Below are 8,669 nucleotides of genomic sequence, written 5' to 3' on the forward strand. Positions count from 1 at the left end.
GGGAGGCCCACCGTGCCGCCCCCCTCCGGCGTGCGGAAGATCTTTACCCCTCCCACGCCGGGCAGGGAGAGGACCTTCTCCCGGTAGTCGGCCCGGTTGCCGCCGAAGGCCTGGCTCTCAAAGGAGCCGAAGTAGCGTGCCCGGAGACTCTCGTCGTCCTCGGCGTCGTCGCCGGGGACCAGCACCTCCCCCAGCTCCGCCCCCGCCAGGCCCGCCACATAGTCGATGGGGAACAGGGTCCCGAACCAGGTGTTCCCGGCGCTGCCCGGGGTCTCCGCGGTGAGGCGGAAGACGCCGGCCTCCCGCCGCTCCGTCACGGTGAAGTTCACCGCTCCGCCGGAGAAGCGCGTGCCTATGGGCACGTCGAAGGCCCCCCCGTCCGCGCCGGTGAAGCGGCCCTCCCGCACGGCGGAGGAGGCCGGGGCCCGGACCAGGCTGCGCTCGGCGGCCTTCTTGTCCAGGTCCGCCCCGGCGGCCGTGTCGGGCCAGGCCCGGTCCAGCATGGTCTCCAGCTCGGTGTACAGCACCGCCAGCTCGGCACAGGCCGGGGCCAGCGCGTCGTAGAGGATGGAGCCCTCCCGCTTGTCCACCTCTGTGGACACCCGCCCCAGGCACCGGGCCATCAGCGCTTCATAGCTGTGCTCGTCCGTCATACTTGTTCTTTTCTCCTTTCCTGTCTGTTTTTAGATATGAAAAAAGCAGCCCCCCTGCGGGGTGCCGCTTCCTTCCCAATGGAATGCTCACAGGTGCTCCCCCTCCGCGCAGGCGCAGATCTCCTCCTCCAGCACCTGCTCGATCATGTTCTTGAGCTGATAGAGGTCCGGCTCGCTGCGCACATAGGCGGTGAGGTGCACGGTGGGGGAGAGGTTGAGGACCTTGGACACCGGGCGCTGTGTGATGGCGCCCAGCAGCGCCTCCCTGTCCTCCTCCGACAGGCTCACCTCGCTCTCCAGCAGCTCCACCGCCTGGACCCGCTCCACGGTCTCCACCAGCTTCAGCGAGTCCGCCAGGGTCTGGTACCCGTTGGAAAAGGCCCCGGTCGCGGCGTCCTCTCCCCACCTCGCTGTGACGTAGTTGTCCATGCCGTACGAGAGGGGGGATTGCTCCGCCAGCATCGCGCCGTAGTCCAGGGGGGCGTTCTTGTTCGCCAGGTCCGGCGGAATGACAGCGGCATAGGGGTCCTCCGGTGTCGGGAACACCGGGCTCTCCGCCGCCCCCAAAGCCGCCGTCGTGGTCGCTTCCGCCTCCGCCTGGGCCGCCGGTCCCTTTTCGATCTCTAGGCTGGCGATCATGGGGATATTCACCCCCGGTATCTTGTTCAGCAGCTCCAGCACCCAGTTGATGCCGCCGATAATGCCGTTGAACAAAATACCGATGGCGTTCTTCAGTCCTCCCACCCGCATGGTCCACGCCGCGAATATTCCCACCGCGACGCCCGCCAGCCGGGCAATCAGCCCCAGAGGGGATGTGCTGAGCACCATGTCGAGGGCCGCCTGGGCCAGTTTCAACCCATTGGTGGCCACCGTATGGGCCTTGGTAACCACCGTGTGCAGGACCGTGCCCGCCGCATGGATTTTTGTTGCCATCGCGCTGGCAATGGTCGCCTTGTGGAAAATGGCCATGGCCGCCGTCAGACCCAGAACGATGGGCATCAGCGTATTCATTTTTGCCGCCATCCAGTCGATGCCCTGGGCCAGCAGCTCCACTGCCCACACCACCGGTGTGAAGAAGGGGGCCAGCGCCCCCAGGGTGCTGTGCACCAGCCCCGCGAAGGACTCCAGCACCGTCATGGCCGGATTGAGAACGCTCATGATGTCGTCGCCGAAGAGTTTCCAGCCCAGGGAGAGAGCCAGGGAGAGGGCCAGGCCCTGGGGGGTTATGGCCTCTTTTAGTTTATCCACCCCTGCCTGCATTTTTCCAGATACCGTATTGGCTAAGCTGTCAAAGGGCGCCTTCAGGTTCATCGACTGCGCCGCCGTCTTCTGGGTGGAGGCCAGCAGCTCCCCCATCCGGTCCGCCGCCCTCTGGACGGCCCCGGCCATCTGGTCCGCCGCCGCCGTCATTCGCCCCAGGATCCGCTCCATCCGGTCCAGCGCCGCAAGCTGCCGCTCATACCGCGCCAGTGTTTCCGCTGCGTTCATATTCTCTTTCACCTCATTTTCCCCAATTAAAAAGCAACCGCCGTCTGAGGCGGTTGCTTTTTAATTGTTCAGTCTTTTTTACGTCTATACTCCTCGTTGATGAGGGGCTTCCCGTCCTCATCCGCAAGTATCGTGAGACCACCTGCTTCTAAGGCATATACAAATAAGTATTGTATTCCTGTTTCCGTATCTACCATAACTCGGGCTATCCCACCCCCCTTTGCCGGCTCGCTTAGTATTGTTACAAACCTTGACTCCTTTTTTTCTCCAAACATGGTCCGCTCTCCTTTCTCCGGCTTACTCCTTTTTGCGCCGATACTCCTCACAGATCAGGGGCTTCCCATCCTCATCCAAAAGTGCCGTCAGGCCGCCCGCATTTCCAAATGACTCTGCAAACAGATATTGAATACCAGTCCATGTATCCACCACTACTTGCATGCACGCCACATCTTTTACCCCTTCTATTGAGAGTTTCACAAACCTGTTTTCCTTCTTTTCTCCAAACATGGTATCGTCTCCTTTCCATATTTCCCTTGGGTCCCCTCCATGATACCAAACCCGACCCGTCCTGTCCATTCCCCACATTCCCCGGGCGTGATCTCCGCGGCGCTCCCTCAGACCGTTCCCAGCCGGAGGGGGGCCGCGTTCATTTTTTCACCTCATGCTTTCTTTCCAGCAAAAAGGCAGCCTCCTTCCGGCGGCTGCCTTTTTGCTCTTGTCCTCTGTTATGGTTCGGATGGCTCCTTGATCAGGTCCTCCCGCAGCAGGGGCTTGCCCTCCCGGTCCACCAAGACTGTCGCACCTCCTCTCCCTTCCCCCGAGAACTGTACATACTGTACCCCGGTCTCGGTGTCTACGAATACGAAGATTGATCCGGTAAATTTCTTATCAAATCCTTCATACACTATCTTCACAAACCTGTTTTCCTTCTTTTCTCCAAACATGGTATCCTCTCCTTTCCATATTTCCCTTGGGTCCCCTCCATCATACCAGGCCCGGCCCGTCCTGTCCATTCCCCACATTCCCCGGGCGTGATCTCCGCGGCGCTCCCTCAGACCGTTCCCAGCCGGAGGGGGGCCGCCGCATCCACGTCGCCGAACACGGTCTCGGCGGTAAAGTGCACCAGCGCCTCCCGTTTCCCGGACTGGGTCACGGTAACGTCCCGGACGCCGGTGATGCGGGCGTCCTGGGTGAGGGCCTCCCGCAGGAGGCGGGGCAGCTCGCCCTGGGCCACCCGGACGCTGCGGCCGGTGAGCCGGCCCAGCTCCGCGCCGTAATTCCAGGAGTAGATGGGCCAGGCGAAGCGCTCGGTGTGCAGGATCTGATAGATGGCCTGCTCCATGGCCTCCCGCCCGTCGGTAAAGCCGTCGATGCGCCCGGCGGCGAAGTCCGCCCGGTAGGTCCGGCTGGGCCGCTGCGCGGCGGGCACCAGGGGCGTGCCCCCCTGCAAGAGGATTCCTCCCTGTGTCGGCAGCATGCTCACAGCCTCCCCAGTACCAGGAATTCCTGTCCGCCCCGGTTGCGGAGGAGGGCCAGGCCGTCCCCCGCCTCCAGGCTCTCACGGGTCCCCCGCAGCAGGGTGAGGGCCCGCTCCCCCAGCTCGAAGCGGTTGTCCACCCGCACCCGCAGGGGGTCCAGCCCGGTCACCGTGCCGTAGAGCACCATGGCCGGCGCGGCGCACTCGTCGCTCTGCCGCGCGATTTTTTTGATCTGTTCCAGCATTCAAATCACCTTCACTTTCAGATTCATGGTCTCCGCCATCAGGTCGTGGCGGGCCTCCTCCACCAGGAAGGGCTGCTCCAGCCCCTCCCGGCCGATGCGGATGTATACCGTCTTTCCCGCCCGCACCTCCGGCAGCGCCAGGGCCCGGAGCTCCAGGGTCCTGGCAGGCCGGTTGTACAGTTCCAGCCTCCGTTCGGCCTCCTGGCGCATCTGGGCCTCGTTCATCTCCCCGTCCACCTGCTGATAGTCCTGCAGGATGCCCCACAGCGCCTGGGTCCCCGGGTCGTGCCGCATCACGCTCTTGCGGTTTCCCTCCTCCCCGTCCCCCTGGACCAGCTTGATCTGGTTGTAGGTCTCACCGTCGATATCCACATCGTAGGTGTAGCCGGTGGCTAGGCTCCCGTCCCCGATCACGGGCAGGTCCCCCTCGCCCGTCACCTCCCCCAGGCGCAGCGCGCCGCAGTCATCCCACAGATAGAACATCTGCCCGCCGTGGACCAGGGTCAGGTCCAGGGCCTTCAGGATGATGTCCAGGAGGCTGGTCCCGTCCTCCACCAGCCGGGGGATAACGTAGCCGGTGTTGGGCAGGTCCCCGGTCTTCAGCTTGAAGTCGGCGGCGATCTGGGCCAGGATCTGGTCCGCCCGCTGGCCCTCAAAGACGTAGCTCTCCTTGTATTTCAGGTAGCGGAGCTGGTCATAGACGGTGAGGTTCAGCTCCTCCCCCTCGCCGGAGCTGACCTTGAACACATAGCCCTGGAAAAAGGTCTCTCCGTCCCGCCGGGCCGCCACCATGCCGCCGCAGGCCCACGCCGTCTCGCTGCGCAGCACCGTCAGCTCCAGGGCGGCGGGGGAACCCGTGCGCTTGGTGGTCCAGGTACAGGCCGTGACCAGGGTCGTCACGTCCCAGGCCTCCTCCTCCCCCGGCGCCCGGTAAAGCACTGATAAACTCATGGTATCGTCAACACCTGCCCCGGATAGATGAGATTGGGGTTGGCCCCCACCACGGCCCGGTTGGCTTCGTAGAGCTTCCGCCACTGGGTCCCGTCTCCGTAAAACCGCCGGGCGATGGCCCACAGGCTGTCCCCCGGGACCACCGTATAGCTGCCGCTCCCGGCGTCCTCTGGCGCGCCGGCCCGGTCCGCCTCCCGGACCTCCCCCTCGGGCAGGGTGACGCGGCTGGGGGCGTAGCTCCGCCATTCGGTGAGCTGGATGGAGTAATAGAGGTCGCCGGGCTCCCCGCCCCGCTCCTCATAGCTGAAATCCTCGATGCCGAAGGGCACGTTCAGGTCCAGGTCCGTCCCCTCCAGCCGGAGGTACACCGGCTCTTTTTTGTCCCGGTAGCGCTGGATATACCGCACCGCCAGAATGGGCGTCAGCGGCTGTCCGTCCATGCAGGGGAGCTTCCACGCGGGGAGGAGCCCCTCCCACTCCACCTTGCGCAGTCCCCTGCCCCGCAGGAGCAGGACCTCACCCAGCTCCAGCACCTCCGCCGTCTCGTTCCGGCCCGCGGCGCGCACCGCGAGCTTTTCCGGCAGCACCTGCAAGGGCAGCTCCAGGCTGCCCAGGATCAGATACATTCTGTATCGGTTCATCGGCGCGCCCCCTTCGCCGCCGCATTCGCCGCTCTGTCCCATTGGCGGGTCCTGTGGACCCGCCGGTCATATCTCTGCAGCGCCTTTTCCATTTCCATTCTCTCACCTCATTTTTTGATAGAAAAAGCAACCGCCTCCCGGCAGTTGCTTTTTCGCTTGGGCTTCTTTTCTCCATGACGCTGAAAAGGTTCTCTTTTGTCCACCGGCCCGGCGTCTTACAGATAGGCTCCCTCCGCCGACATCAGGATCTCCTCCTCCAGCTTGCGCTCTATGGTCCGCAGCATCGCGTCCACGTCCACCTGCCGGTCCACCCTGGCGTTCAGCGTCACCGTGGGCGTCAGGCTGACGAAATTCTGCAAGAAGCGCATCTCCGCCACGTCCCGCATCAGGTCCAGGTCCTCCTTTGTCACGCTCACCTCGTTTTCCACGCGCCCCAGGCTCTCCACATGGTTTACATTCAGACCGCCGCCCACGCCGTATGTGTCCGGATCCATTCCTCCATATATGACCTCCATCTCGTTGGGCTGTTCTGCGGCAGCGCCCGGGTCGGTTCCCGCAGACAATGCGCTTTCTCCGGCCTCTTCCGCGCTTTTACTTTTCATTTCATTGATCCTCATCTGTCGCAGGCGGTGGTTTTCCTCTGCCTCTGTCTCCCATTTTGCCATTGTCTCGGCTCGCGCCCGCTTTGCCTCCTCATTCTTTAAAGCGGCCTCTGCGCCAAAGGTAACCCGTTCAATCAGGGGAATCGCGATTCCCGGCAGTTTGTTGACGTTTTCGATCAGCTTGTTGAGGAGGTCGATGCCGCCGTTTACCACATCCTGTAATCCGGTCAAAAATCCGACCTTAAAATCCCCCATATAATCGAGGATACCATAAAAAGTGCGCATAAAGCCCAGATCCATCTTATCCAGGAAATAGCTCACCTCATCCACCACGATCGCCCATGCAGTGCGGATCCCTCCCACAGACTGGATCCAACGGTAGAGCAGTCCAATGACCACACCGATAGCCAGCGCGATCCAGGTGAGCGGGCAGGCCAGCAGCGATGTGTTAAATACCTTTTGCGTCACGCTCGAAATTGCCGTGGCCGCCGTATGGGCCCAGGACGCGATTGTTCCGGCAATCAGTTTTGCGTTAAAGACCATCAGTGCCGCCGCCGCGCCCCCGATCACGGGGGCCAGCGCGTCCATATTGGCCGCCACCCAGTCCAGGGCGGCGGCCATCCGCTCCAGCACCCCCACAACGGGGGCAAAGAGAGGGGCCACCGTCCCCAGCACGCCCCGTACCACCCCGGCAAAGGACTCCAGCACCGTCAATGCCGGAGTGAGAATGTTGATAATGTCGTTGCCGAAAAGCTGCCAGCCGATGTCAATGGCGAGGGGCCAAAGAAGGCTTTTGCCGCTTAACAAAGTTTTGGGATTTAAGAGTGTTTTTAACTTAGAGATGCCTTCTTGCGCTTTTGAACTCATTGTCTTGACCATGGAGTCAAAGGGCGATTTTAAATTGGTCGCCTTCTGTGTTGTTTTTTCTGTCGATGTCTGGAGCAGTCCCATCCGGTCTGCCGCCGCTTGGATTGCGGCTCCCACCCGCTCCACGGCGTTTGTCATCTGTTCCATCGCACGGTTCATGCTGTCCGCCGCCGCAAGCTGTTGATCATAAAATTTCAGTGTCTGTTCCGCTGTCAATGCTTTCACCTCCATAAAAAAGCAACCGCCTTCCGGCAGTTGCTCTCTGCATGCTTATTCTGTTTTGCGTCTGTACGCCTCGTTGATCAGGGGCTTTCCGTCCTCGTCCACCATCACCGTGAGTCCCCCCCCCTCCGATGAGTCTACAAATAAATATTGAATTCCATTTTCCGTATCTACCAATATGCGCGTAAAACAACCGCCTTTACTGGGAACCATTGTTTCAACAAACCTGGGCTCTTCCTTTTTCTTCTTTTCTCCAAACATACCTATCACCCTTTCCAGTTTTCCCCTTTGGATTCTTCCCCATTATACCGGAACATCCCCTCCTTGTCCACCAGCCCATCAAAAAAGCAACTGCCTCCCGGCAGTTGCTTTCCGCACCACTTATTCTTATTCTTTTTCCTTTTTGCGTCTGTACGCCTCGTTGATCAGGGGCTTTCCGTCCTCGTCCAAAAGTGCCGTCAGGCCACCCGCAGCTCCAATTGACTCTGCAAACAGATATTGAATTCCATTTTCCGTATCTACCAATATGCGCGTAATATAGCCACCTTCATTGGGAACCTTTGTTTCAACAAACCTGGGCTCTTCCTTTTTCTTCTTTTCTCCAAACATACCTATCATCCTTTCCAGTTTTCTCCTTTGGGTTCCTTTTTATTATACTGGAAAACCTTTGCCCTGTCCACCGGTCTGTCGGCCTGGCGGCCTTGCCGCCGGGCCGGGACTTCCGCCTATTTCTTCCTGTGCCGCAGGGCTTTTTTCTCCCGCTCCAGCTGGAGGTCGATGGAGGCGTACACAAAAGCCCGCTCCCGGGGCGGCAGCGCCATGAGGGCCCCCGGCAGCAGGTGGAACCGCTGGAGGGCGTAGTGGGCGTATCCCGCCTCGCTGTCGCCCTCCCGGATCAGTTTTTTGCCTCGTCCCTCAGCTCGTCCATATCGCTGGAGAAGCCGTTGATCTCCTGCACCGCCAGCAGCAGGTCGATAAACTGTCCCGGCTTGAGCATTGCGTCGATCAGGGCCTCGGCCCCCACCACGCCGTACTTGGCCTGGAGCTGGGCGTCCTTGAAGTTGGGGGACACGCAGCAGGCGGCCACCAGGCGGCTATTGTAGAGGTCGCTGTCTGTCTCCGCACTCTTTTGACGGCTCTTTTTGTCAAAGGTCACTTTCTGGCAGGTCTTTCGAATGGATTTACTTTCGGCCTCGGTGGTGGCGCGCACCACAAAGGGGTAGGGGAACCCGGCGATGTCCACCTCCACGGTCTCGTTTTCCCGCACCTCCTGCTCCATCAGGAATTCCATCAGCTTATCCATAAAAAATACCGCTCCTTTATCTTTTCATATTGTTTCATTTTGTTTCCGCCCCACGGGCATGGGAGGGGAGGGGGCCCGTGCCCCCTTCCCAGTCTGTCGAAAAAGCCAGGCACCCTGCAAGGAAGTCAAATCACCTTACAGGGGACAAAAGACCTCGGCAGAGTTTTGCCGCCCTCGGCGGCAAAAGAAATTGAAATCCGATTTTTGCGGGGACCTGTGC

Annotated in this window: 13 protein-coding genes; all 13 read right to left on the reverse strand. The window is 60.9% G+C overall.

Annotated features, from left to right (window positions below):
• A partial coding sequence (locus ABUA09_RS17555; RefSeq protein WP_349949583.1) for a baseplate J/gp47 family protein occupies positions 1–653 on the reverse strand: 653 nt, incomplete at its 3' end.
• 87 nt (positions 654–740) lie between these two features.
• Positions 741–2,141 (reverse strand): hypothetical protein, encoded by a 1,401-nt coding sequence (locus ABUA09_RS17560; protein WP_279204467.1) that lies wholly within the window; start codon positions 2,139–2,141, stop codon positions 741–743.
• A gap of 68 nt (positions 2,142–2,209) precedes the next feature.
• On the reverse strand, positions 2,210–2,416 hold the full coding sequence (locus tag ABUA09_RS17565) for a DUF6440 family protein (protein ID WP_279204465.1): 207 nt from the start codon (positions 2,414–2,416) through the stop codon (positions 2,210–2,212).
• Positions 2,417–2,438: 22 nt separating this feature from the next.
• On the reverse strand, positions 2,439–2,648 hold the full coding sequence (locus ABUA09_RS17570; protein WP_033118873.1) for a DUF6440 family protein: 210 nt from the start codon (positions 2,646–2,648) through the stop codon (positions 2,439–2,441).
• A 218-nt stretch (positions 2,649–2,866) separates the two neighbouring features.
• Positions 2,867–3,085 carry a DUF6440 family protein gene (locus ABUA09_RS17575; RefSeq protein WP_058116990.1) on the reverse strand — a complete coding sequence of 73 codons (219 nt, stop codon included), beginning with the start codon at positions 3,083–3,085 and terminating at the stop codon, positions 2,867–2,869.
• A 107-nt stretch (positions 3,086–3,192) separates the two neighbouring features.
• Entirely contained in the window at positions 3,193–3,618 is a 426-nt protein-coding gene (locus tag ABUA09_RS17580) for a DUF2634 domain-containing protein (RefSeq protein ID WP_033118874.1), read from the reverse strand.
• Positions 3,619–3,620: 2 nt separating this feature from the next.
• Complete coding sequence (locus tag ABUA09_RS17585) at positions 3,621–3,863, reverse strand: DUF2577 family protein (RefSeq protein WP_033118875.1); 243 nt, start codon at positions 3,861–3,863, stop codon at positions 3,621–3,623.
• The gene (locus ABUA09_RS17590; RefSeq protein ID WP_349949584.1) at positions 3,864–4,814 is read right to left on the reverse strand and encodes an XkdQ/YqbQ family protein; all 951 of its coding nucleotides are present in this window, start codon (positions 4,812–4,814) and stop codon (positions 3,864–3,866) included.
• Positions 4,811–5,455 carry a LysM peptidoglycan-binding domain-containing protein gene (locus ABUA09_RS17595; protein ID WP_195969717.1) on the reverse strand — a complete coding sequence of 215 codons (645 nt, stop codon included), beginning with the start codon at positions 5,453–5,455 and terminating at the stop codon, positions 4,811–4,813. The genes ABUA09_RS17590 and ABUA09_RS17595 overlap by 4 nt, the downstream gene beginning before the upstream one ends.
• 215 nt (positions 5,456–5,670) lie before the next feature.
• Positions 5,671–7,155: a hypothetical protein gene (locus tag ABUA09_RS17600; RefSeq protein ID WP_349949585.1), complete on the reverse strand. Its 1,485-nt coding sequence runs from the start codon at positions 7,153–7,155 to the stop codon at positions 5,671–5,673.
• 39 nt (positions 7,156–7,194) lie between these two features.
• On the reverse strand, positions 7,195–7,407 hold the full coding sequence (locus tag ABUA09_RS17605; protein WP_058116986.1) for a DUF6440 family protein: 213 nt from the start codon (positions 7,405–7,407) through the stop codon (positions 7,195–7,197).
• Between the two features lie 126 nt (positions 7,408–7,533).
• Positions 7,534–7,755 (reverse strand): DUF6440 family protein, encoded by a 222-nt coding sequence (locus ABUA09_RS17610; RefSeq protein WP_058116985.1) that lies wholly within the window; start codon positions 7,753–7,755, stop codon positions 7,534–7,536.
• 286 nt (positions 7,756–8,041) lie between these two features.
• Positions 8,042–8,449 carry a phage tail assembly chaperone gene (locus tag ABUA09_RS17615; RefSeq protein WP_033118879.1) on the reverse strand — a complete coding sequence of 136 codons (408 nt, stop codon included), beginning with the start codon at positions 8,447–8,449 and terminating at the stop codon, positions 8,042–8,044.
• Positions 8,450–8,669: the final 220 nt, after the last annotated feature.

The sequence above is a fragment of the Intestinimonas sp. RTP31139st1_F5_RTP31139_211217 genome (assembly GCF_040226735.1).
Taxonomy (GTDB): Bacteria; Bacillota; Clostridia; order Oscillospirales; family Oscillospiraceae; genus Intestinimonas; species Intestinimonas butyriciproducens.

What these genes read in the sequence shown, in the direction of transcription:
- ABUA09_RS17560 (WP_279204467.1), bottom strand. Translation starts at nt 2,141, where the DNA reads ATGAACGCAGCGGAAACACTGGCGCGGTATGAGCGGCAGCTTGCGGCG.
- ABUA09_RS17565 (WP_279204465.1), bottom strand. Translation starts at nt 2,416, where the DNA reads ATGTTTGGAGAAAAAAAGGAGTCAAGGTTTGTAACAATACTAAGCGAG.
- ABUA09_RS17570 (WP_033118873.1), bottom strand. Translation starts at nt 2,648, where the DNA reads ATGTTTGGAGAAAAGAAGGAAAACAGGTTTGTGAAACTCTCAATAGAA.
- ABUA09_RS17575 (WP_058116990.1), bottom strand. Translation starts at nt 3,085, where the DNA reads ATGTTTGGAGAAAAGAAGGAAAACAGGTTTGTGAAGATAGTGTATGAA.
- ABUA09_RS17580 (WP_033118874.1), bottom strand. Translation starts at nt 3,618, where the DNA reads ATGCTGCCGACACAGGGAGGAATCCTCTTGCAGGGGGGCACGCCCCTG.
- ABUA09_RS17585 (WP_033118875.1), bottom strand. Translation starts at nt 3,863, where the DNA reads ATGCTGGAACAGATCAAAAAAATCGCGCGGCAGAGCGACGAGTGCGCC.
- ABUA09_RS17590 (WP_349949584.1), bottom strand. Translation starts at nt 4,814, where the DNA reads ATGAGTTTATCAGTGCTTTACCGGGCGCCGGGGGAGGAGGAGGCCTGG.
- ABUA09_RS17595 (WP_195969717.1), bottom strand. Translation starts at nt 5,455, where the DNA reads ATGAACCGATACAGAATGTATCTGATCCTGGGCAGCCTGGAGCTGCCC.
- ABUA09_RS17600 (WP_349949585.1), bottom strand. Translation starts at nt 7,155, where the DNA reads ATGGAGGTGAAAGCATTGACAGCGGAACAGACACTGAAATTTTATGAT.
- ABUA09_RS17605 (WP_058116986.1), bottom strand. Translation starts at nt 7,407, where the DNA reads ATGTTTGGAGAAAAGAAGAAAAAGGAAGAGCCCAGGTTTGTTGAAACA.
- ABUA09_RS17610 (WP_058116985.1), bottom strand. Translation starts at nt 7,755, where the DNA reads ATGTTTGGAGAAAAGAAGAAAAAGGAAGAGCCCAGGTTTGTTGAAACA.
- ABUA09_RS17615 (WP_033118879.1), bottom strand. Translation starts at nt 8,449, where the DNA reads ATGGATAAGCTGATGGAATTCCTGATGGAGCAGGAGGTGCGGGAAAAC.